The organism is Virgibacillus ihumii (assembly GCF_902726655.1).
Taxonomy (GTDB): Bacteria; Bacillota; Bacilli; order Bacillales; family Amphibacillaceae; genus Lentibacillus; species Lentibacillus ihumii.
On the sequence record NZ_CACVAN010000001.1, the window covers coordinates 359,240 to 382,114 of the forward strand.

The following is a 22,875-nucleotide window of genomic DNA, read 5'->3' on the forward strand; positions in this document are numbered from 1 at the left end:
ATAAATTGTGACTAATGAAATGAGTATCATCACGCCGCTCGGAAATACACTTTCAGTATAAGGCAGTATCCGCCGTACTTTGTCGGGAATCCGCCGTATAATAGTGAAATCGCGCTGTACCTTGGTCTAAAGTCGCTGTGTAATAGCGGAGGACCGCCGTATATCGGGGAAAATCCGCTGTACTAACAATTATAATTACAGCAGAGCTAAAAACTTATAGCATATCCTTTGCATAAAAAAATATGGTAAGATAGTAGCGGTTTTTATAATAAAGGGAGTGATTAGTTTGACAAACAGTGATGAGCGAATGTTCGCAATGCTGATTTATTTGCTTAGCTTTTTTGTACCGATCCTGGGTCCATTGGTAATATGGCTTTTGAAACGGGAGGAATCCGAATTCGTAGATTATCATGGAAAAGAATATTTTAATTTCTTGATTTCTTACGCTGTATACGGCTTTGTTTGTACGATTTTAATGCTTATTTTGATTGGCTTTGTGTTGATATTTATTGTCGGTTTAATGGGTTTCATCTTTACAATTGTTGCACTGGTAAAAGCGTACAACGGGCAAAAATATCGGATTCCGTTAATATTCAGGTTGATTTAGTGGATGATAAAGACGCTCAACAGCGGCTAAATGGGAGCGTCTTTTCATTATTCATGTTCGTTCTTCTCAAATTCCCCTTTACCCGTATCAACGGTTAACTGATGGGAATGGTCCCGGACTGTTGCTAGAAAAATCCGGTCCAGATCAGTATAACCGGTTGCTCGCAATTCATTCCGCAGCCATTGCTCATTTTTTTGGATCAGTTTCAAGTTTTGCTCCTGAATTTTTCCTTCAACAATCACTGCCAAGGGCATTCCCTGAAATTCAGTATCTATTCCCAACTGTTTCGGGGTGACCGGTGCTGCCTCCTGTTTTGGAAGAATGCTGATCCCCCCATTTGCCTCAATTAATACAAATTCAATTACAGCCAGGTCAGGATATCCTTTTTCCCTAAGATTTGATAACAATTCCTCAAGCGTGAATCTCGATTTTTTTAAATTGTCTTCAATCAGCTTCCCATGTTTCACCACAATCGTTGGCTGACCAATGAATGGTTTGTTTAACTTGTTAATCAGGGTAAGTCTGGAAAATGTAATATGTATTAGTACAATAACTGTTATCCCGGCAGCCGCGTGGAATATGCTTTTTGTAAACAGCGGCCCGGCTGCTAATGATACAACGAAAAATATGCCGGTTAAATCGTGTGCCGTTAACTGGGCAAATGCAGTTTTACCCATAAGCCGAATAGCGACGATCGAGATGATATAGATTAAAATCACCTTTCCAATAAATAACAACATTTTCGTTACCACCTCAAAAATAGTGTGTGTAGATTTATCCTAAGTATTACTTTTATTAAATTCGTTACATAGCTAATCCAATTATTAAACAATTTTAAAGATTTAGTTCCTTCTTCTTGCCAGAAGAGATTCCGTATTCTATCATTGATGTAAGCGCTATTAAATTCGAGTTTACAAAAAGGGGATGGTAATCATGTTTTCTCCATTGACACCATTGGATTGGAAACGTAGAGCGGTTAAATATTACCCGCAAAAAACAGCGGTCATTGATGAGGAGAAGGAGTTCACTTACAAAGAATTTGGCGAACGGACTGACAGATTATCAGCAGCATTACATAACGCTGGTGTACAGGAAGGGGATCATGTTGCGGTGATGCTTCCAAATACACATTATATGCTCGAATGTTTTTATGGAATCTGTCAGCTCGGTGCTGCGATGGTTCCATTAAATTACCGGTTGCGTGCGGATGATCTCGAGTACATTATTAATCACAGTGACGCGAAGATGCTTATTGTGGATGCGGAGTTTTCCGGGCCGATTGAAGAGGTTGCAGAAAATCTTTCATTAGAGCAAATTGTCGTTGTGTCTGTTCCGGGATATGATTCGTCATTAGAGAGTATTGACTATGAAGCGTTTCTCGATCATGCTCCGGCAAACTTTGAACTACCGGATGTTGAAATCGACGAGAATCAGCTGATGACACTGAACTATACAAGTGGAACGACATCAAAGCCAAAAGGTGTTATGTTGACCCATCGCGCAAATTATCTTAATGCAGCTAATTTCATGTACCATCTTGATGTCAGCCATGATGATGTCTATTTGCACACACTGCCAATGTTTCATGCGAACGGCTGGGGTGGAGTCTGGGCAATCACAGCAACTGGAGGTACCCATGTCTGTCTCAGAAAAGTGGATCCTCCTTATATATTGGAGTTGTTCGATAAGCAAAATATTTCCTTGCTATGTGGTGCGCCAACCGTTGTCAATATGCTGATTAATGAACCAAAAGTGAAGGAAGTGGACATTCAGACAAAACCGCGTATGGCCACGGCTGGTGCCCCTCCTGCAGCGGCCCTTATCGGTAAAGCGCAGGAAATACTGGGCTTAAATATGATTCATGTCTACGGACTTACGGAAACGTCACCATTCATTCTTTATTGTGAATGGAAGAAGGAATTTGACTCGAAAACGGCGGATGAACAGGCAACCATTAAAGCGAGACAGGGGATTGAGCTTGCATTCAATGGCGAGACCAAAGTTGTTCTTCCCGATGGTGAAGAAGCAGCCTGGAATGGTGAGGATATCGGTGAGATTGTAACCCGCGGGAATGTAGTAATGGAAGGTTATTACAAAGATCCGGAAAAGACAGCTGCAGCAATTAAAGATGGCTGGTTCTATACCGGCGACTTGGCAGTGACCTATCCGGACGGCTATATTGAAATTCGTGACCGCGCCAAAGATATGATTATTTCCGGTGGTGAAAATATTTCATCGACTGAGGTGGAAGGAGTGTTGTATAAACATTCCTCTGTCATGGAGACTGCTGTTATTTCCATTCCGGATGAAAAATGGGGCGAAGTGCCAAAAGCAATTATCGTCAGATATCCCGAGGCTGAAGTAACAGAAGATGAAATTATTGCGTTTTGCCGCGATAATATGGCGCATTTTAAAGCACCGAAAGCAGTTGAATTTGTAGATGCACTTCCTAAAACTGCAACGGGAAAACTGCAAAAATTCCGGTTGCGGGAAATGAACTGGGATGGACCGAAAAAAGTTAACTGATCAGATGAGATGGCCCGCAATCCACAGGTGATCGCCAGAGAGATGATTGTGCAGGCTGTTCACCAGGAACGGGAGGACATGCGGCAGATTGGGATTCCCAAAAATTATCGAAAACTCTGGGAAGGATTCAATTCTATGCACAAAAACATGGCGAACACACCCGGGACATTTTAAGCGGATTAAAGCAGTACAATGATTAAACAGATAAGTGGCCGGATATTTTTGATATCCGGCCACTCTCATTATTGGAAAACTTGGCATTCGCCTGTTCTTGCAGCGAGTGCTGAAGTTTTTTGTATAAGATCAACCTTACTTTATACTGTTTGACGTTAAAAGGAAACAGGTTGTTGAAAGATCACTTCAGTGTGATAATTCAACAACCTTATTTAATAAAGTAAGGCTGATTTATTACGGTATGGTACTAGCACCATGTTGCACCGACTATGATAAGGAGAATAAATAATACGACAATTAACGTAAATCCGTTGCCACATCCGTGGCCGTAACTATTGTTGTATCCGGCACCGGCCACGTTTCCTCCGTTATATCCTCCATAATGGGCGCCATATTTAGGTCCGAATTCCATTTAAAACACTCCCTTAATAAAAAATCAACACTGTTTTACCAACCGACATATGCTGCACCGACAATGATCAGCAGGATAAACAGAACCACGATTAAATAAAATCCGCCACCATGGCCATATGATTCACTCATTATTACGACACCTCCAATCGTTTACTTTACTGTATGTAGATAAACAACTATTGATATGGGTATTCCCCTAATTTACCAGTATTTTGGGCGGGATGGATTTATCAGGGTAAACACCTTTATTTCATCTCAGACATGTTTTTCGCCCGCGCAAACCATTCCAGCGGGCATATATTGCAGTATTCATTCAATTTCACTCTTGTGAAAAAGGGTCTTTTCAGAAAGATTTTTTTGGCAGGTAAGAAAATATAAAATCCTTTATTACTGCATAAGTGCAACTATGGCTGTCACTCAAAGGCTTGGTGACAACCAAATTTTCTAAAATCAAAGTAAGCTGGAAAGCTTCTTATTGATCGAACCTTCGTATGTACAAAATTGTACCTCCTTTGGTTGGAGCGGGGAGCCCTTTTTATGAATTCAGAAGGTCTGTACGCTCCGTACATATTGGGCTATTCGCCTTTATTTTGAGGATATGGACAGATGTACTATCAGATAGGGCGTAACAAGACATACGATGTAGTACATACCGAAGGAGGTGATAATTCATGAGTTATGGTGGAGGCAATAACTTCGCATTGATTGTCGTTCTGTTTATTCTGCTGATTATTGTAGGTTCCGCTTATGTAAATGGCGGTGGCTTCGGCGGATTCGGCGGCTACTAAAAATAACCGTTCCTTTGCATGGAAAGGAATCATGCAAAGGAATCCTTTCAACATTGACGAATACCTCCTTTTTACAGTTGCGTGAATCAATGAAAGGGGTGATAAGCCGAATGAGTGATATGCTGAAAAAAGTTGAGAAGAAGACCGGTGTAAACAGCAATGAGATTATGAAACTTGCTCAATCCCTGAATGGCAAGGATTTGTCTGATGAAAAGAATATCCGCAGAATTATAAAACAAGTTTCAAGAATGGCAAACAAGCGAGTATCCAAACAAACAGAAGATATGATTGTAAATGCATTAAAAGGCAAAAAGAAGATTGATTCATCGACTATCTCCAAAATGCTGTAGCGTTATAAAACCTGCCCATATGAGGCGGGTTTTTTATTTCCGGAGCGGTTGAATTCCGCCAATTAAGTTAATTCTTTTTTCTTTTGATAATACACTTTTGTCATAGCCTGCTTGTATTATTACGGGAAAGCTTAGGTTTTTATATGTTAAAATATAAACTATCTATATGACTGTTTCAGAAATATAAAGGAGTTATACTGTATGCAGAAGATATTTTTACACTTGGGCTATCATAAAACAGCAACGACATTTTTACAGCAATACATATTTCCGGGGATGCAAAAGGTCAATTATATCAAGCAAAAAGACATAAAACCTGATTTACGGGTGCTTCGGTTGAGAAGAAAAATATCGGATGAGCATATTGCAAAGATCAGGCGGCATTTTCTCAGTTTTGATAACGGCCAACCACTGCTTATTTCGTATGAAGGTTTGTCCGGAAGTCCGTTCGCAGCAAAGAAAACAAAGAAGCAGCGTGGGATATTACGGGATTTGCGCCGTGTATTTCCGCCGGAGAAATTTGATGTCAGAATCATCATCGGAATTCGGGAACAGGCGGATTTGTTCAGTTCACTTTATGTCCAATATATACATCAGGGAGGGGTTCTAACAGCGGAGAACTATCTGAAGTACTGTGAAAATAACGGTTCGATCCAAAACTTTGAATTTAATCGCTATCTGTCATTAATCGAAAAAACATTCGGGAATGACAGCCTTTATATCATGATGTACGAGCATTTTAAACAGGATGCAAATAAGGAAATGCTGAAGCTGTTGAACTTTATGGGGGAAGATAAAATTCCAGCCTACAATCAGTCGACTGGTGTGCGAAAATCAAATAAAAGTTATGGGCTATTACAGGTGAAAATTGCCAGACGATTGAACCGCTATTTTAAATCAGCGTTACATAAAGAAGGGACTATTCCAGCTGTGCGAATTCCAAAACTAGGTAAATTATCGCCACGTTTATTTTTACAAAACAAATTAAGTTTTTCCCTGCATTATAAAAAATACGAACTCCCCGATTCATTGCAGCAAACAATACAGGAGCGGTTTGCGGAAGAGAACAGGAAGCTCGCCGAAAAATATCAACTTGATTTGCCGGATTCGTATTTGAACAAATAGCTGATACAAGGTTGCACTTGGACATGTTGAAATGGGACCCTGCCTTATTGCCAGCTGACTTCGATACATGTTGAACAATCTGCTGGATGAAGAGAAAGGACCGAAAATTGAGGATAGATTGGTTGAAATACTTGCTGAACAGTAAAAAGGAGTCCCTCAGTTTGGGGAACTCCTTTTTGGTTTTCTATCAGGAATTATTGCACTTCAATCAGCAACTTTTCACGTTCTATCAGGAATTTTTGAGGTTCTATCAGCAACTTTCGCACTTCAATCAGGAACTCTCCCATTTCTATCAGGATTTGTTCGTATTGGTTACTCGTTTGACAACTTCAGCAGATCCAGCACTTTAAAAAACAGGCTGAGAATGATGGCCACAATTGTTGCCAGGCCCATGCCGGTCAAGGCAACCGACCCCAGTTGAATAGTTGCGCCACTAATGCCGATCACAAGAACGACACAGGTCAGAATCAGGTTTTGTGATTTATTATAATCAACCTGTGATTCGACAAGCATCCGGATACCACTGGCTGCGATAATCCCGAATAATAACAAGGAAATGCCGCCCATGACCGGTGTTGGGATGGATGAGATGAGTGCTGCAAGCTTCCCGCAAAATGACAGCACGATTGCAATCACGGCGGCCATCCCGATAATCCAGGTTGAATATACCTTGGTGATTGCCAGTACGCCAATATTTTCTCCATAAGTTGTGTTAGGGGTTGACCCAAAAAAGCTTGAAATTATGGTGGAAATACCATTCCCCATTAATGAACGGTCCAGCCCGGGATCTTTGGTCAGGTCTTTTTTGACAATATTGCCAGTTACGAATAAGTGCCCGATATGTTCCGGTATGATGACAAGCGCCGCTGGGATAATGACCATGATAGCTGACCAGTCAATTTTCATCTGGTAGTAGGTCGGCATGGCAATCCAGGCAGCTTCCTGCACTTTTGAAAAATCGACAATGCCGAACATAAATGCAATCACATATCCAAAGATAATTCCGATTAGAATTGGGATGATTTTCAAAAAGCCGCGCAATGTCACCCAGCAAATAATAGTAATCGCTAGTGTTAGGAAGGAGACGAGTGCTGTTTCAGGATCCATAGTCCAGGAACCATCCGCGTCAGCCGGTGCGATCCAGCCGGCCATTTCGGTTGCTGTAGGTACAAGTTCGAACCCGATGACCGCCACAATCGCTCCCATTGCAGCCGGTGGAAAAATAACATCGATCCACCCTGTACCTGCCACTTTAATGATTAATGCGACAAGACATAAAATAACCCCGACAGCCAGAAATCCTCCTAAAACATAACTATAGCCTCGGCCGCCCGCATATTGTCCCAGTACAACGAAGACGGGGGAAATGAATGCAAAACTGGATCCCAGATAAGCAGGGATTTTCCCTTTTGTAATAAAAATATACAGTAAAGTCCCGATACCGTTCATAAACAGAATTGTTGCCGGATCAACACCAAACAGCAAAGGGACGAGCACTGTTGAACCAAACATGGCAAACAGGTGCTGCAGACCGAGGGGAAGACTTTGTAAAAACGGCAATCGTTCATCGACTTGAATTTCATTTTGATTCATGATGGATGCTCCTTTTCAATATTTATTCGGTGCCAAATATTTAGAAAATACCTGCTAAAAAAACACCTTGCCCATTCATAGGCAAGGTGTTTGGAAAAATCACACAGAAACTGCACTGCAGCAAAATTTTGTACAGTCATTCTTTATTCTGTTACCACCTTGCCAGTCTCACGGGACTGAATTAAAGGTAACCGTATTAATTTTATCTTTATTATTATGACAATTTCCAGTTCCGATGTCAATGTTTTTCGCCGGATCAGATCTGAATCGGTCTTGCAGTGAAGGCCGTTCATCTGACGTGAATATAATTTGATTATACCCTCATACTAATTTTATAACTTGATAAGTAAAGAGGATGTATTCATGAAAAAGAAGCGTGAAGAACGAAAAAAATTTCGTGAATTAAAGAAAGTGTTAGAGGAATTCAGACAGAATGATGATTTTGTGGAGTATTCATTTGAACAAAATGAATTTCCCGTAACGATGGGATATTTAAAAACTTCCATTGATATGGAGAAACTTGAAAAATTTGTGATGCCATATTTGCAGCAGGGTGAATTTGAAACCCTGGAAGAAATAGATCAGATTATACCAGTAACGCAAACACTTATATCCGATGATGTCACTAAATTGAAAGAGAAATTGATCCAGGGTAACTTGGTTCTTTATCCGGAAGACGGATCGGACCAATTTATGCTTGTTCCCATTCAGCTGAAAAAATCCAGACAAATTAGTAGTCCGGAAGTGGAATTTAGTGTTGTCGGTCCAAAAGAGGCATTTATTGAAAACATCGATACGAACTTAAATCTGGTAAAAAAAAGGCTGACGATTCCGGAGTTGGATGTTCAGACCCTATCTGTCGGAACAGTTACAAATACCAAAGTGGCTGTCGTTTCCATCAAAGGGATTGCTGATGAAGAAAATGTGAATACTGCCATTCAGCGCATTAGTGACCTTAATATTGATCAGGTGATTGACAGCTCGTATATTCATCAAATGATTGCGGATAACAAAAATTCACCTTTCCCGCAATTGCTTGATACGGAGCGTCCTGACAGGATTGCTGCAGTTCTAGTCGAGGGCAAGGTGGCCATCTTTGTGGATGGTTCCCCGCATGTATTAATCGGACCAACGACTCTGGTGGAGTTTTTCTCCGCGTTCGAAGATTATTTTCTAAACTGGACGCTGGCATCATCATTCCGCATGATTCGGTTGTTTGCGGTTTTTTTCTCAATTCTGGTTACACCATTGTATGTAGCGGTGCTGACACATCATTTTGAGGTTATCCCAAAGGCATTATTGGGACCGCTGATCAGTTCACGAACAATGGTTCCGTTCCAACCTGTGATTGAAGCAGTTTTACTGGAACTGACAATTGAACTGTTAAGGGAAGCGGGTGCACGTCTGCCGACTAAAATCGGGCAGACCATTGGTATTGTTGGCGGTATTGTAATCGGGACTGCGGCAGTTGAAGCAGGGATGACAAGCAATGTCTTGTTAATTCTGGTGGCACTGGCCGCACTTGGTTCCTTTACAACACCGGTATACCAAATGGGCAACACCATTCGGTTGATTCGATTTCCACTGCTTCTTGTTGCACATGTATATGGGATGTTTGGTATTGCCGTTGCTATTGCGTATATAATGGTTCATTTGTTAAAGCTAACTTCATTGGGAAGACCTTTCCTTGAGCCGATTTTTCCATTCCGGTATAAGGATTTGAAGGATGCGTTTATCCGTTTGCCATTTGATAAGCAAAATAAACGTCCATTCGCAGTCCGCCCGACTAAAATCAATCGTCCGTCAAAAAAAGAGTAATACTAATAGAGGGATAAGTTATGATAAAAGCCAAAGACACAGTTTCGTCACTAATGGTGTTTATTCTTATTACAGCATCACAGGTTGGGGTAGGGGTGCTGGGTTTTCAAAGTTATATCATTAAATATGCGGGTCATGATGCCTGGATGTCGCTTCCCATCGCTGGTGCTGGCATCAGTTTTATAATAATGCTGATGTATGCGATGTTGAATCATGATGAACAAGGGGATATCGTTTCCATTCATTCATTTGCCCTGGGCAAATGGATCGGGACAGCTGTTACTACTCTTTTCGCTGCTTATTTATTGACGATGGCAGTTGTTGTTACACGCACATACCTGGAAATTATCCAGGTGTGGATGTTCCCGCATTTGAGTGTCTGGGCGGTGTTATTATTTCTGCTCCCGTTGATTTACTACATTATTTCGGGCGAATTCAGAATTGTGGTCGGGGTCAGTTTTTTCGGAGTTGTTTATCCTTCGTTTTTGACTTTGACGATGTTTTTTCCATTGCAATATTCCCGTATGTCCAACATTATGCCGTTTTTTGACCATTCGATTATTGAAATTATCCAGTCCAGTTCGCTGGCAATTTTAAATTTTATGGGCTTTGCAACACTACTGGTCTTCTATCCATTTATCCAGAAGGCTCGGCATTCGCAAAAATTTGCCCATTATGGCAATTTGTATACGACGCTTCTATATACATTCATCTGTTTTGTGTCATTCGTTTATTATAATCAAGCCGAATTGAAAGAAATAATCTGGGCCACTTTAGGTTTATGGAAGATTGTGGAACTACCTATTTTGGCCCGATTTGAATACTTTGGCATTGCAACATTGTTCTTTTCTATTTTACCTAATATTGCGTTATATACATGGGCATGCGGGCGTACGCTGTCAAGACAGTTTCACATTTCACAACAAAAAATCACCTATGTTCTACTTGCGGTTATTTTTATTGCCTGTCTGTTTTTTGATGACAGGGCTGAGGTGGGGGCTTTAAATAATTTAACCGGAAAGGCAGGAAGCTATTTTCTGTTTATCTATATTCCAATCCTGTTTCTGCTGCATTGGATTCGCAGAAAGGTGAGTAAAAATGCGTCGTAAATATGCCGTTATTTTGTTGTTTGTAGCAGTCAGCCTAGTTATTAATTTCAAAATGCCGAAACAGGTTATTGATCAGATTTTAATGGTGACGGTCGCCGGCTATGATTATGTGGATGAGGAAACAATTCGAGGAACGGTTGTTACCCCCACCTTTTTAAAAGAGGGACAATTGGTTGATTTAATATATTCAGATACAGCATCCATGATTTATGAAAACAGGAGCAAGTTAAACCGCCAGGCATCCGAGTCACTGTTGAATGGGAAACTGGAAGTGGTGCTGTTTAATAAGGAACTCGCCACAAAAGGTCTGAGTGAATATATCGATTATTTAATTCGCGACCCGAGTATTGGAACACAATTACATCTTGCAATCGTTGAAGGGTCTGCCAAGGAGATGCTTAGTTCGATTAAAGCAAGGAAGGGTGCCGGGGTTTATTTGTCTGATCTAATCGAACATAATATTCGAAACGGTAACTTGCCAATTATCAACTTAAAGCAATTCAGTTCGGAGATCGCCAGTAAAGTCACAGACCCGTATCTACCGACGATGAAACTCGTGAATGGAGTGCCGAAAATAACTGGTCTGGCCATTTTTGATGACGATAAATATGTAGATAAGCTTCCCCCGGAGGAAGTCATGTTATTTAAAATGCTGCATGAAAAAATGCAAGACGGCCAGTATTTTTTAGAAACGGAAAAATATAATGCTTCCATCCAGAATATCGATTCCTCCCGGGAAGTAAAGGTTACCAAAAAGAATGGCAATTTGAAAGTAAATTTCACCTTGAAGATTGACGCGGTAGTCAGGGAATTCACGGGAAGAGGTGGATTAAAAAAGAAAAAAGAAATCAAAAAAACGTTTGAGAAGGATATCACGCAAAAATCATTGGAATTGATTAATGATTTGCAGGAAAAGAAAGTAGATCCGCTTGGAATCGAGGAAGTCGTTAAAAGCAGATTTCGAGGGTATAATAAGAAAAAGTTTGAAGAGACTTATCCAACATTGGATATTGATGTGGATACTATATTTACGCTGTCGGAATTCGGAACACGCAGGTAATCCCGATTTGTTTCATTCAACCAATAAGCGGGAATTTGATAAACTGACGGAAGAAGAGGAGGATAAAACATGGCAAAATTAACGGGGAAGACAGCAGTAGTTACCGGAGCGAGCAGTGGAATCGGCGCAGAAATTGCAATACATCTGGCAGCGGAGGGTGCGAACGTTGTACTGGCTGCCCGCCGTAAAAACAAGCTCGATGATCTTGTCGGTTCAATTAATCAAAAAGAATCCGGCAAAGCAATAGCAGTTGAAACGGATGTAACAAACAAGGATGAGGTGGATTTGCTTGCTGAAAAAGCGGTTAACACCTTTGGCGAGATTGATGTTTATGTGAACAATGCTGGTCTGATGCTTCTGTCGATGGTTCAAAAAGGACATGTTGACGAGTGGGATCAAATGATTGATGTAAATATTAAAGGCGTATTGTATGGCATTAATTCGGTTCTGCCGAAAATGCTGGAGCGGAAAACCGGTCATCTTGTCAATGTTTCATCTGTTGCAGGACATGAAGTTTCCAAGGTTAATTCAGTTTATAGCGCGACAAAATTTGCTGTCCGGGCCTTGTCGATGGGGCTCGAGAAAGAGCTGGCCAGAACCGGAGTCAGGGTAACAAATATTTCCCCTGGAGCGGTTGATACGGATCTTGCTTCAAGGGGCACCGATGAAGAGTTAATCAATAAAGTGAAGGAAAGCAACAGAAAGCTCAAGTCAGAAGATATTGCCCGGTCTGTTGTATATGCAGTGACACAGCCTGATTATGTGAATGTAAATGAGATAACCGTCCGGCCGGTGTGACGTTACGGAAGTAATATACATTCTTCAAATTAACTGCAAAAAGGAATGCTGATGTGTGAATCTCAGCATTCCTTATTTTCTGCCTCCAACGCCTCATCAACGTTGGCATATTTCTTTTCAAAATCCAAATGCACGACTTCCCATAAATAGAGGGATGCTCTTGTCAGGTACGGATTCCAAACTGGTTCTTTTTCAAGCAATATATTGCGGCGTTCCGATTTGGCAACGCCATACAGCCATTTCGCCCCGCGCTGAATACCGATGTCATCAACTGCGAGCACATTCATTCGTCCCAATGAAAAAATTAAAAACATCTCGGCGGTCCATTTACCTATTCCTTTTATACTTGTCAACTGCCTGATAACTTCATGATTATCGAGTTCAGACAATGTGTCAAGATTCACTTCCTGATTCTTTACCTTTTCAGCCAGGTCACGGAGGTAAATAACTTTCCGGGAAGACAATCCAATTTCACGGAGGTTTTCATCAGGTGCGTTCAACATGGAATCCGCTGTGAAATTATTGTTCAGCAATGTTTCCAGCCTAGTGAAAATCGCCTGGGCAGCATGAACAGAAATCTGCTGGCCAATCATGGACCGTACAAGTGATTTGAAAAAGTCAGACCGCATATTAGTTTCCACATTTCCAATTGCCTGGATTAGTTTTTCCATTTGCTTATCAGCTTTGCACAATTCCGCTGTATCGGAATCATTCTGCTTAACGATTAATGTATTCATTGTTCACCTCTTGTATGATTTTGGCGTATTTTCAAAAAATAAGCCGTATGATGAAGAATGTTAGCCTATTGCAAGAAACTTTGATATTATAAGGATGATATAGAATACTTGCATTATATATGAATAATTGCATTTGAGGAAGGTGGATGTTTTATGGCTAAACCAAAAATAGTCGTTTTGGGCGCTGGTTACGCTGGATTGATGACAACAAGACGTCTTACACAGAAACTCGGACCGGAAGAAGCGGAAATTGTACTGGTAAACAAGCATAATTACCACTATGAAACAACTTGGCTTCATGAAGTTGCTGCAGGCACACGCAACCAGAACCAGGCCCGTACGATGATTAGTGACGTTGTTAATCCTAATCGTGTCAACCTTATTTATGATGAGGTTGTTGATGTAAAAAAAGACGAGAATCGTGTTGTATTGAAAAATAGTGACATTACATATGACTACCTTGTAATTTCACTCGGATTTGAAACCAATACATTTGGTATTAAAGGAATGGAAAAAAACGCATTTTCCATTACAGATATCAATTCCAGCCGCATGATCCGTGAACACATTGAATATCAATTTGCCAAATACAGCACTTCTGCCAAGAAGAATGATGACGATCTGACAATTCTTGTCGGCGGTGGCGGATTCACTGGTATTGAGTTTGTTGGCGAACTTGCTGAAAAAGTTCCTGAGCTTTGTAAAAAGTATGATATTGACCGGAGTAAAGCGCGTATTGTCAACGTGGAAGCTGCTCCCCGCATTCTTCCAGGCTTCAATGAAGATTTGGTGGCTTATGCCAAAAAATCATTGCAGGATCGCGGTGTCGAAATTAGAGAAGGTGCAAAAATCTCTGAGTGTAAGAAAAGCAGCTTTGTCATTGGTGACGAAGGCGAAGAAATTAAAGCAGGTACAATTGTCTGGACAGGCGGTGTAACAGGAAACTCGGTACTGAGCAAATCCGGATTTGAAATTACAAAAGGTAAAGTGACGGTTGATTCAGACCTGCGCGCACCTGGTGAAGAAAACATCTTTATTATCGGGGACTGTGCATGGGTCATGAACAAAGAAGAAGGGCGTCCATTCCCGCCTACAGCACAAGCTGCCATTCAGCACGCTGATACATGTTCATCCAACTTGAAAGCATTGCTCCATAACGGACCGTTGGAAGAATTTGTGTTTGATAATAAAGGTACGGTTGCCTCTCTCGGTTCCAAGGATGCGATGGGAACAGTATTTGATGATCATCTGCTGTACGGAAAACAGGCTTCTGCTATGAAGAAAGTCATTGATAACCGTTCACTGTTCTTGCTTGGTGGAACGAAACTCGTACTTAAAAAAGGGAAACTGCGCTTTCTTTAATTAATGAGGAGGGACATTTTATGAAAAATGGAATTTTATTGATGTTTTTGCTTGCAATTGCATCACTGGCAGGCTATAGAGCTGCCACAACTTGTCTGGAGGAAACAAGAGACTTTCGATAAAAAATAATCAGCCATCCTGCTTTAGTCGGCAGGGTGGCTTTTTATTCAGGCTTTTTTGTAGATGTGGTTGTTCCCTTACTTCATAGTTGAACTAAACTGCGACATAGTATGATGTTTTACCATCGCTGCGGAAATACACGTCGCTTTCCGTGGGTGGCTGATGAGCCTCCTTGCGCTACCGCGCTGCGGAGTCTCATCTAGGCCTCTGCTCCCACAGGAGTCTCCGCGTATTTCCTCCGCTATTTTTGCGTTATGACTCTTTGCTGGGTTCGATATCGTTATAGAAAATCGGATGATACCACTACACTAGTCCGGGTGAGCGGAGGGCGGTGACTCCTGCGGGAACAGCACGAGTCCGAAGACCCCGCAGAGCGGTTTTCTCAAGGGTGCTGAGGCCGTGCCCGCGGAAAGCATCCGCCCGAAGCGATCCCGGACGGTAGGGCGAGAAAGTGGACGTAATTATATAAAAACATTCCAGTAGTTGTGTCGCAGTTTATGGATTTTGTGTCAGTGACAGATACAATAATCTATATCCTTATGTGATTATTATCACTGTACCCACAGCAGATATGCGATACGATGGAAGTAATAAAGGAGGGCTTTCTATGGGTATGGGACTAATCATACTGCTTGTTCTTTTATTTACTGCCGCTTTAGTCGGAACGCTTTTTGCTTTTAAACAGGAAGAAAATAAAATGAAACACTATGAAGAAGCGGGAGACAGTGTCGAGGATCAGTTAAGACGGTCGCACGAATATGAGACGGTTTCCCTGAAATCTAATTTGCCGCTTCAGGTTGCGATCTATTCGGTAACGATTGTTTTATCGCTGGTTGTTTTTGCCTTTTATATTTTCTAGAGACTCACATGTTTTCCGATAACTTTCGAATACTACAGACAGGAGGTGGTGTTGATGAAAACCATTATCCTGTCTTTTATTTTTGCATCCATGACACTGGTCAATGGTGAAGGGGATGCCGTTGAACAATTGGACAGGGAAGATTTTAAACTGAGTTATGTGGATGAATTGTTTATTAATGATGCAAAGCTGAAGGTACAGATGGATGTACTGGATGAAAAAATCCACAAAAATCCGGTTAATGCCAAGTTGAATGATGATGGTGAAATAATTCCGGAAAAACCCGGCCTGCGATTGGATCGGAATACGTTTCGCCAGCTTTTTCACGAATATTTTTATACAGGCAAAAAAATGAAAACGGAATTGCCCGTTGAGAAAGTGTATCCCAGAGTTGACAGTGAGCTGATTGCGGAAATCAGAGAGCAGAAAATTGGTGATTATGTAACGTATTTTAAACCTTCCAATAAAGAACGTTCCCACAATATTGACCTGGCGGCAGAAGCGATTAATAATCATGTTGTTTTCCCGGGTGAGACCTTTTCCTTTAACAGAGTCGTCGGCAAACGTACGAAAGAAAAAGGGTACAAACGTGCACCGGTTATTGTCAAAGGAGAGCTCTCTGAAGATATCGGCGGTGGAATTTGTCAGGTTTCCTCAACATTGTATAATGCAGTCGATTTAAAAGGTATTCAAATAACGGAACGGTACTCGCACAGCCGACGTGTACCATATGTACCGCCCGGACGTGATGCGACAGTCAGCTGGTATGGACCGGACTTCGAATTCAAAAACAACTATAAACGACCGTTATTAATCAGGGCATTCGCCAGGAACGGAAAGATGCTTGTCAGCATTTATTCATCCGATGCGTTAGAGTGAAGTAAATAATCATCGGTATCACACTCCTATGTATTGTATTCCCGTTATAACCGCTTCAACACTTACTTTATTTTATCCCGGTATTTGGTTAAAATTTAGTTTGGAGGGGATTGACTAATGGACATTTTAAACTTGGAGGAACTTATTACCGATGATGTATCGGATGAACTTAAGGAACGACTGATTGAACTGCTGGAGGAACTGAAGGAGAATCACTATCCGAACACTCTCACCAAAATATACGGGATATATGAGATGGATGAAGTGAATACAGAGTTGACCGGTAACCTGAAAATGATTGAAGCAATCTGCCATACGCAAATTGGTGAAGCAAAGCGGGCTTCGGAAATTATACGGGATCTGTATGATGATGATCCCGATTTGGACATGCTGATGCAGCTTGGTGAACTGGCGTATATGTGTGATTATAAGCTGGCACGCCGGATAATGAGTGCTGCTGTAAAACAATTGGACGGGAAAGAAATTGATCGTATCCGTATTGCCCGTTGCTATCTTATCCTTGGCGAAACTGAGGAAAAACTGGACAAACTGACACGTTCGATAAAGTATTTCAAAACGGGACTCAACTATTTTGAGGATGCGGATGAACGGGATCGTCATATGATTTCGTATTTGCATTTTAAAATAGGGATGCTTTTTTCCGCGCAAAACAAAGAAGAAGCGTCAGTCGAATACTTAAATAAGGTGATTGATATGGCTGGTGATAATGATCCGGACATGAAAATCAGAAGCCTTGTCAGCATTGCGAAGACATATGGGAACATGGAAAAATCTGATAAAGTACTGCCATATCTGGAAGAAGCACTGGAACTGCTCCCGGGTTCCAATCTGGAAAACTCATTGGCACATGCTGAGGCATTGACCGATATGGCCTTCTATTATTTTAATGAGTCAAAATTGACTGATGCTGTACCATATTACAAGCATGCCATCCAAATGTACAGCAAGCTTGACTATGTTTCCCACCGCCAGATTGGCATGATTTACATGCAATATGCATATTGTCTCGAACATAAGAGAGACGAAAATATCAGTCAGGCTGCGGTCAATTATGAAAAAGCGATTGAGCGGCTGGAAAAAGCAAAAGATCGTCAGCTTCTGGAGAATGCACTTGCCGACGTAATTGCCTTTTTTAATGCGCATCATTACGAGAAGAAAAAACGATATTACGAGGATAAATTTGTGAAAATGAATAATTCTCATTCTTAAATTACCTTGACAGTATGATGGTTTGCCAGTAGTATTATAATTGATATTGATAATCTTTATCAATTAAGCGGGTGTCCGGTGAAATTACATACTCGAAGATTGGTTGGTACACTTAGCACTCCAGAGATTGTGGCAAACTATTCAAAGGGAGAGAGGTTTATGAGGAAACTGACTGCTTTTGCAATTATTCTTCTGATATTCTTATTGGCGGCATGTGGCGGCAGTGGGGAAGATCAGGCAAGTAACGATAAAAACACAAACGAAGAAGGGCGTACAATAACGGTTCAAGATGCAATGGGTAAACAGACGATTGAAGGGACACCGGAAAACATCGTCGCTCTCGAGTGGACTTATGCGGAAAATCTGCTTGCATTGGGAATTCAGCCAGCGGGTGTTGCCGACCTAGACGGATTCCATCAATGGGTTAATATCGACAAGGAATTTGATGAAAGCGTCAAAGATGTCGGGACACGCCAGGAGCCGAATCTGGAGGCGATTTCCCGTCTGAATCCGGATTTGATTATTGCGGTAAAATTCCGGCATGAACAGTATTTGGATAAATTAAAGGAAATAGCACCAGTAGTAACATTTGCTCCATATAGTAAGGAAGCGTCCAAAAATCAACTGCAAAACATGATCGATGAATACAAAACACTTGCCAAAATTGTTGATAAACAGGACAAAGCGGAACAAACCATTGCTGACATGAATGCGTTTATTGATAAGCAGAAACAGCGTGTCGCTGATGCAGGTCTTAAGGGTGAAAAATATGTGGCGACGCAGGCATTTACTGCTCAAAACACGCCAACTATCCGGATTTTCACCAAAAATTCAATGGTATCACAGGTTATGAGCAAACTTGGTTTTGAAAATGCGTATGAAACAGATAAAACCGAAATATACGGTTATACGCAAGCTGGAGTGGAGGCACTGCAAACCTTCCAGGGTAAAGATCTTCAATTCTTGTATATTGTGCAGAACGATGACAATATTTTTGAAAATCAGTTGAAAGGGAACCCGGTATGGGAGAACCTCAGCTTTGTGAAAAATGGTAATACGCATAAACTTCCTGGTGATACATGGACATTTGGCGGTGTTTTATCAGCAAAAGTTTTAGCGGAACAATTAGTTGATGCTATGGTAGAAGAGTGATTTGATGAGCCTCGCACTGCGTAAAACAATGGTAGCGGTTCTTACCTTTGGAGGGGGAACCGCGCTTTTGTGCATATTAACATTTATACATATAAATCAGGGAAGTGTGTCAATTCCGGCAGGTACAGTGGTTGATGCGGTTTTTGCGCCAGAAGACAATTTACAGCATCATACAATACGCATGCTGCGGCTGCCGCGTGCCATGATGGGCATTATCGCCGGAGGTGCACTTGCTGTTGCCGGGGTTGTACTGCAGACCGTTACTAAAAACCCACTGGCATCAGCAAGTACCCTTGGTATTCATTCCGGAACATATTTTGCTGTAGTATTGTGTACCGTCTTTTTCCCGGCACTCTTAGTTGGAAATGGAATATTGGCTGCCTTTTTGGGCGGTATTGCAACTTTTCTGGTGGTATTTATTCTTTCTGGCGGGAGAAATGCCAAACCAGTCCGCATGGTTCTGGCAGGTATGATTGTTACCTTTTTATTTTCATCCTTGACCAGTGTCCTGCAGATCTTTTATGAAAATGAGACAGCAGGGTTGTTTCTGTGGGGATCAGGTACGCTTGTGCAAAATGACTGGAGCGGCGTCAAATTTTCCCTTCCATTTGTTGTGATCGGATTAATTGTTATGTTAATTATGTCGGTTAAGATGGATACGCTCACATTAGGCGATGATGTGGCGATTGCGTTGGGACAGAATGTGAATATTATTAAGTTTATAACGGTTATCGCTGCAGTACTGCTAACCTCGGTCACCGTCAGTGTTGTCGGTCCAATTGGATTTATTGGACTGGTCGCACCTCATATCATAAAGCTGATTGGTTATCGGAAGCATTTCCCATTACTGGCAGGCTCGTTTATTTGGGGCGGGAATGTACTTTTGTTTGCTGACATACTGGCACGAATAATTGATCCATCTTTCTCCGAACTTCCTGTTGGTGCTGTCATAGCACTTGTCGGGGCTCCATGGCTTATTTATCTTGTGCTGCGGATGCGAAGAACAAATTACGGGGAAGAAAATACTGCAGTCATGGCTGGGAAATCAACCGGCGGAAAGTCTCTGAAGCTTGTCATGCCGATTCTGGTGGCTATTATTTTAATAACGATGTTTGTAAGTACGGCCTCCGGAAATTACGGATTCGAACCGGTTCTGCTTTGGAACACACTATTTGGCGAGTCCAATGATTTTATGCGGGAACTGGTGCTGGATCTAAGGCTGCCGCGCGCACTGGTTGCCTTATTTGCCGGAATGGTGCTGGCCGTCAGTGGGCTGATATTTCAAGGGGTGCTGCGAAATCCGCTTGCTGATCCGTCGGTAATCGGCATCACTTCAGGTGCAGGTGTTGGTGCGTTGTTGACCATGTATGTTTTCGGGGTATCGGCGTTGTGGATACCGATCGGGGCAATGGCCGGCTCATTTGTGTTCTTTTTGTTCGTGATGTTCTTGGCTGTACGTGCCCAGTTTCAGCCGACGATATTGGCATTGCTTGGTATAGGTGTATCGGCATTCGGTTCGGCAATCATTCAAATACTGGTAGTTCAGGCTGATTTGGGTGTGGCATCGGCATTAACATGGTTATCCGGATCAACGTACGCAAGAGGTTGGTCTGAGTTGTTTGACTTTCTGATCTGGCCGGTCATCATTTTATTTCCGATATTGCTCATGCGTATCCGTGTGCTTGATACGCTGTCACTCGGTGATGATACCGCAAAAGGGTTGGGCCTGAATGTTATGTCAGCTCGGTTTCAGCTGGCATTGCTCGCAACTTTGCTTGCTGCCTGCAGTGTTGCTGCGGTAGGAGCAGTCGGCTTTGTTGGGTTGATTGCGCCGCACTTGGCTCGACTACTTGTTGGTCCGGCCAATCAGCGCCTGCTCCCGGTTACGGTTCTGGTTGGAGGTGCATTGCTGGTTGTGGCTGACGTACTGAGCCGAACTCTGCTTGCGCCGAATGAAATTCCGTCTGGTATCCTGGTTGCTATTATAGGTGCCCCATACTTCCTGTGGCTGATGAAAAAAAGAGCGTAGCAGTTAAGTCAAAGGGTAGAAATTCGTAATGCAACGTTACTATTTTAGAGCAGTTCACACGTTTATAATTTTTACAAAAAACGTGCGCTCCAGGGGCGCACGTTTTTATACAGATTCCTTATTGGATTATCGTACAAGGGCTTTTGCCAATAAGTCCAACTTTTAATTAATTATTTTTAATCCAGTTGATCAGTCCGCCTTCCAGCAGAATTTCCTTTTGACGTGGGGAAAGAGCATGTTCAACGGTAATTGACTCATTCTTGTCTTTTAGAGTGACCTTAATCTTGTTGCTGTTATTTTTGAGCTGTTCGTGCAGGTTCTCCAACTTTAATGTGTCACCGTCTGCTAATTTGTCATAATCTGCTGCATCGGAAAAGGTCAGTGGCAGCACACCGAAGTTTACAAGATTTTGCCAGTGAATTCGCGCAAAGTCTTTAACAAGTGCAACTCTCAGACCCAGATAGCGCGGTGCGAGAGCAGCATGCTCCCGGCTTGATCCCTGGCCATAGTTAAATCCGCCAATAACGGCATGACCGCTTTTGACTTTCGTATCTTTAGCACGCTGGACATATCCGGGGTCGACACCTTCAAACGTAAATTCACTGATTGCCGGCAAATTGCTTCGGTAAGGGAGAACTCGTGCCCCCCCGGCTAAAATTTCATCAGTTGAAATGTTGTCACCGACTTTTAAAATGACCGGAACTTCCAATGCATCGGGCAAATCGCCCATTGCCGGAATGGACACAATATTTGGTCCTTTTGTCAATTTAACATTCCGTGCTTCCTCAAGTGGAAGCGGCTTTTCCAGGATATTCTCCTCGACATTCGGGTCAGCCGGATCTTTCACTTTCGGATAGGCAAAGTCTGCAGTCCTTGGGTCGGTGATTTTACCAAACAATGCTGACACTGCGGCTGTTTCAGGACTGCATAAAAAGACACTGTCTTCTTTTGTTCCGGATCTGCCAGGGAAGTTTCGTGGTGTTGTCCGCAGGCTGTTTCGTCCGGATGCAGGAGCCTGCCCCATGCCAATACAGCCGTTGCATCCGGCCTGATGGAGGCGCGCATCTGCCTGCAGCAGACTTGCAATATGCATTTCTTTGACAAGGTTTGTCAGCATCTGCTTGGAAGTAGGGTTAATATCATAGGATACACCATTTGCTACTTTCCGTCCTTTGACAATTTCAGCGGCAACTGCAAAATCCCGGTATCCCGGATTGGCGGATGAACCAATATAGGACTGGTAAATTGGTGTGCCCGCAATCTCTCTGACAGGAACAACATTGCCTGGGCTTGATGGTTTTGCAATCAATGGTTCAAGCTCTGATAAATTAATCTCATCATGCAAATCATAGGTTGCACCGTCGTCTGCCGTAAGTTCAACCCATTCATTTTCCCGGTTCTGTGAACGTAAAAACCGTTTAACTTCCTCATCAGATGGAAAAACGGTGGCGGTTGCTCCGAGTTCAGCCCCCATATTGGCAATTACATGACGATCCATTGCTGACAGCTGATCAAGACCAGGTCCATAGTATTCAATGATTTTTCCAACACCGCCTTTAACATCGTGTCGGCGCAGTAATTCGAGAATGACGTCTTTGGCACTAACCCAATCAGGCAGTTCATCGGTCAGTTTTACGCCCATAACTTCGGGCATTTTAATGTAAAATGGTTCACCGGCAATCGCCATGGCGACGTCAATTCCACCTGCCCCCATAGCAAGCATTCCCATACAGCCGTTTGCACAGGTGTGGCTGTCGGAACCAAGCAGTGTTTTTCCAGGTATGGCCAGCCGCTGCATGTGAACAGGATGACTCACCCCGTTACCTGGACGGCTGTAATACAATCCAAATCGCTGTGCAGCACTTTCCAGAAACAGATGATCGTCCGGGTTTTTATTATCCTCCTGGATGAGGTTATGGTCGACGTACTGTGCAGATGCTTCTGTTTTGGCACGATCCAGGTTCATTGCTTCCAATTCGAGCATAACCATGGTGCCTGTGGCATCCTGTGTTAATGTCTGATCAATTTTCAAGCTGATTTCCTCCCCGGGTTTCATTTCCCCCGATATAAGGTGATTCTTAATCAGCTTCTTCGCGACATTTAAAGCCAAATGAAACGCCTCCTTTTTTATTGATTTTATGTGTG

The 22,875-nt window shown here is 42.3% G+C and carries 21 protein-coding genes; 15 read left to right on the forward strand and 6 right to left on the reverse strand.

Going from position 1 to position 22,875, the window contains the following annotated elements:
- The first annotated feature begins 286 nt into the window (after positions 1 to 286).
- Positions 287 to 607, forward strand: coding sequence for a DUF4870 domain-containing protein (locus tag HUX68_RS01750; protein WP_246206593.1), 321 nt, complete (start codon positions 287 to 289; stop codon positions 605 to 607).
- 47 nt (positions 608 to 654) lie between these two features.
- On the opposite strand, the gene HUX68_RS01755 is transcribed toward HUX68_RS01750, so the two are convergent.
- Positions 655 to 1,347, reverse strand: coding sequence for a DUF421 domain-containing protein (locus HUX68_RS01755; protein WP_174613033.1), 693 nt, complete (start codon positions 1,345 to 1,347; stop codon positions 655 to 657).
- A gap of 193 nt (positions 1,348 to 1,540) precedes the next feature.
- On the opposite strand from HUX68_RS01755, the gene HUX68_RS01760 reads away from it, so the two are divergent.
- A complete protein-coding gene (locus HUX68_RS01760; RefSeq protein ID WP_174613034.1) occupies positions 1,541 to 3,133 on the forward strand; it encodes a long-chain-fatty-acid--CoA ligase in 1,593 nt (530 codons plus the stop codon).
- A gap of 421 nt (positions 3,134 to 3,554) precedes the next feature.
- Here HUX68_RS01760 and HUX68_RS01765 read toward each other — a convergent pair whose 3' ends face one another.
- Both HUX68_RS01765 and HUX68_RS01770 read right to left on the reverse strand, forming a co-directional pair.
- Positions 3,555 to 3,719, reverse strand: coding sequence for a YjcZ family sporulation protein (locus tag HUX68_RS01765; RefSeq protein ID WP_174613035.1), 165 nt, complete (start codon positions 3,717 to 3,719; stop codon positions 3,555 to 3,557).
- Between the two features lie 35 nt (positions 3,720 to 3,754).
- On the reverse strand, positions 3,755 to 3,850 hold the full coding sequence (locus HUX68_RS01770; protein ID WP_174613036.1) for a YjcZ family sporulation protein: 96 nt from the start codon (positions 3,848 to 3,850) through the stop codon (positions 3,755 to 3,757).
- 542 nt (positions 3,851 to 4,392) lie between these two features.
- On the opposite strand from HUX68_RS01770, the gene HUX68_RS01775 reads away from it, so the two are divergent.
- From HUX68_RS01775 to HUX68_RS01785, 3 genes are all read left to right on the forward strand, one after another.
- Positions 4,393 to 4,509 carry a YjcZ family sporulation protein gene (locus tag HUX68_RS01775; protein WP_174613037.1) on the forward strand — a complete coding sequence of 39 codons (117 nt, stop codon included), beginning with the start codon at positions 4,393 to 4,395 and terminating at the stop codon, positions 4,507 to 4,509.
- A gap of 110 nt (positions 4,510 to 4,619) precedes the next feature.
- Entirely contained in the window at positions 4,620 to 4,859 is a 240-nt protein-coding gene (locus HUX68_RS01780; protein ID WP_174613038.1) for a stage VI sporulation protein F, read from the forward strand.
- A 201-nt stretch (positions 4,860 to 5,060) separates the two neighbouring features.
- A complete protein-coding gene (locus tag HUX68_RS01785) occupies positions 5,061 to 5,984 on the forward strand; it encodes a sulfotransferase domain-containing protein (protein WP_174613039.1) in 924 nt (307 codons plus the stop codon).
- A gap of 312 nt (positions 5,985 to 6,296) precedes the next feature.
- Here the strand turns inward: HUX68_RS01785 and uraA are convergent, their stop codons facing one another.
- A complete protein-coding gene (gene uraA / locus HUX68_RS01790) occupies positions 6,297 to 7,577 on the reverse strand; it encodes a uracil permease (protein WP_174613040.1) in 1,281 nt (426 codons plus the stop codon).
- A gap of 363 nt (positions 7,578 to 7,940) precedes the next feature.
- On the opposite strand from uraA, the gene HUX68_RS01795 reads away from it, so the two are divergent.
- From HUX68_RS01795 to HUX68_RS01810, 4 genes are all read left to right on the forward strand, one after another.
- On the forward strand, positions 7,941 to 9,395 hold the full coding sequence (locus HUX68_RS01795) for a spore germination protein (RefSeq protein WP_174613041.1): 1,455 nt from the start codon (positions 7,941 to 7,943) through the stop codon (positions 9,393 to 9,395).
- Positions 9,396 to 9,415: 20 nt separating this feature from the next.
- Positions 9,416 to 10,504, forward strand: a complete 1,089-nt coding sequence (locus HUX68_RS01800; protein ID WP_174613042.1) for a GerAB/ArcD/ProY family transporter — start codon at positions 9,416 to 9,418, stop codon at positions 10,502 to 10,504.
- Positions 10,494 to 11,564 carry a Ger(x)C family spore germination protein gene (locus HUX68_RS01805; RefSeq protein WP_174613043.1) on the forward strand — a complete coding sequence of 357 codons (1,071 nt, stop codon included), beginning with the start codon at positions 10,494 to 10,496 and terminating at the stop codon, positions 11,562 to 11,564. Before HUX68_RS01800 ends, HUX68_RS01805 begins: the two co-directional genes overlap by 11 nt.
- A 69-nt stretch (positions 11,565 to 11,633) precedes the next feature.
- Positions 11,634 to 12,362, forward strand: coding sequence for an SDR family oxidoreductase (locus HUX68_RS01810; RefSeq protein ID WP_174613044.1), 729 nt, complete (start codon positions 11,634 to 11,636; stop codon positions 12,360 to 12,362).
- A 62-nt stretch (positions 12,363 to 12,424) separates the two neighbouring features.
- Here HUX68_RS01810 and HUX68_RS01815 read toward each other — a convergent pair whose 3' ends face one another.
- The gene (locus tag HUX68_RS01815) at positions 12,425 to 13,099 is read right to left on the reverse strand and encodes a DNA-3-methyladenine glycosylase family protein (protein ID WP_174613045.1); all 675 of its coding nucleotides are present in this window, start codon (positions 13,097 to 13,099) and stop codon (positions 12,425 to 12,427) included.
- A 153-nt stretch (positions 13,100 to 13,252) separates the two neighbouring features.
- On the opposite strand from HUX68_RS01815, the gene HUX68_RS01820 reads away from it, so the two are divergent.
- From HUX68_RS01820 to HUX68_RS01845, 6 genes are all read left to right on the forward strand, one after another.
- Positions 13,253 to 14,461, forward strand: a complete 1,209-nt coding sequence (locus HUX68_RS01820) for an NAD(P)/FAD-dependent oxidoreductase (RefSeq protein ID WP_174613046.1) — start codon at positions 13,253 to 13,255, stop codon at positions 14,459 to 14,461.
- A gap of 727 nt (positions 14,462 to 15,188) precedes the next feature.
- Entirely contained in the window at positions 15,189 to 15,440 is a 252-nt protein-coding gene (locus HUX68_RS01825; RefSeq protein ID WP_174613047.1) for a hypothetical protein, read from the forward strand.
- A 54-nt stretch (positions 15,441 to 15,494) separates the two neighbouring features.
- A complete protein-coding gene (locus HUX68_RS01830) occupies positions 15,495 to 16,319 on the forward strand; it encodes a VanW family protein (protein WP_174613048.1) in 825 nt (274 codons plus the stop codon).
- A gap of 117 nt (positions 16,320 to 16,436) precedes the next feature.
- Positions 16,437 to 17,549 (forward strand): tetratricopeptide repeat protein, encoded by a 1,113-nt coding sequence (locus HUX68_RS01835; RefSeq protein WP_174613049.1) that lies wholly within the window; start codon positions 16,437 to 16,439, stop codon positions 17,547 to 17,549.
- 159 nt (positions 17,550 to 17,708) lie between these two features.
- A complete protein-coding gene (locus HUX68_RS01840) occupies positions 17,709 to 18,701 on the forward strand; it encodes an ABC transporter substrate-binding protein (RefSeq protein WP_174613050.1) in 993 nt (330 codons plus the stop codon).
- Between the two features lie 4 nt (positions 18,702 to 18,705).
- On the forward strand, positions 18,706 to 20,730 hold the full coding sequence (locus tag HUX68_RS01845; protein WP_174613051.1) for an iron ABC transporter permease: 2,025 nt from the start codon (positions 18,706 to 18,708) through the stop codon (positions 20,728 to 20,730).
- Between the two features lie 166 nt (positions 20,731 to 20,896).
- Here HUX68_RS01845 and HUX68_RS01850 read toward each other — a convergent pair whose 3' ends face one another.
- A complete protein-coding gene (locus HUX68_RS01850) occupies positions 20,897 to 22,840 on the reverse strand; it encodes an aconitate hydratase (RefSeq protein WP_174613052.1) in 1,944 nt (647 codons plus the stop codon).
- Positions 22,841 to 22,875 lie beyond the last annotated feature (35 nt).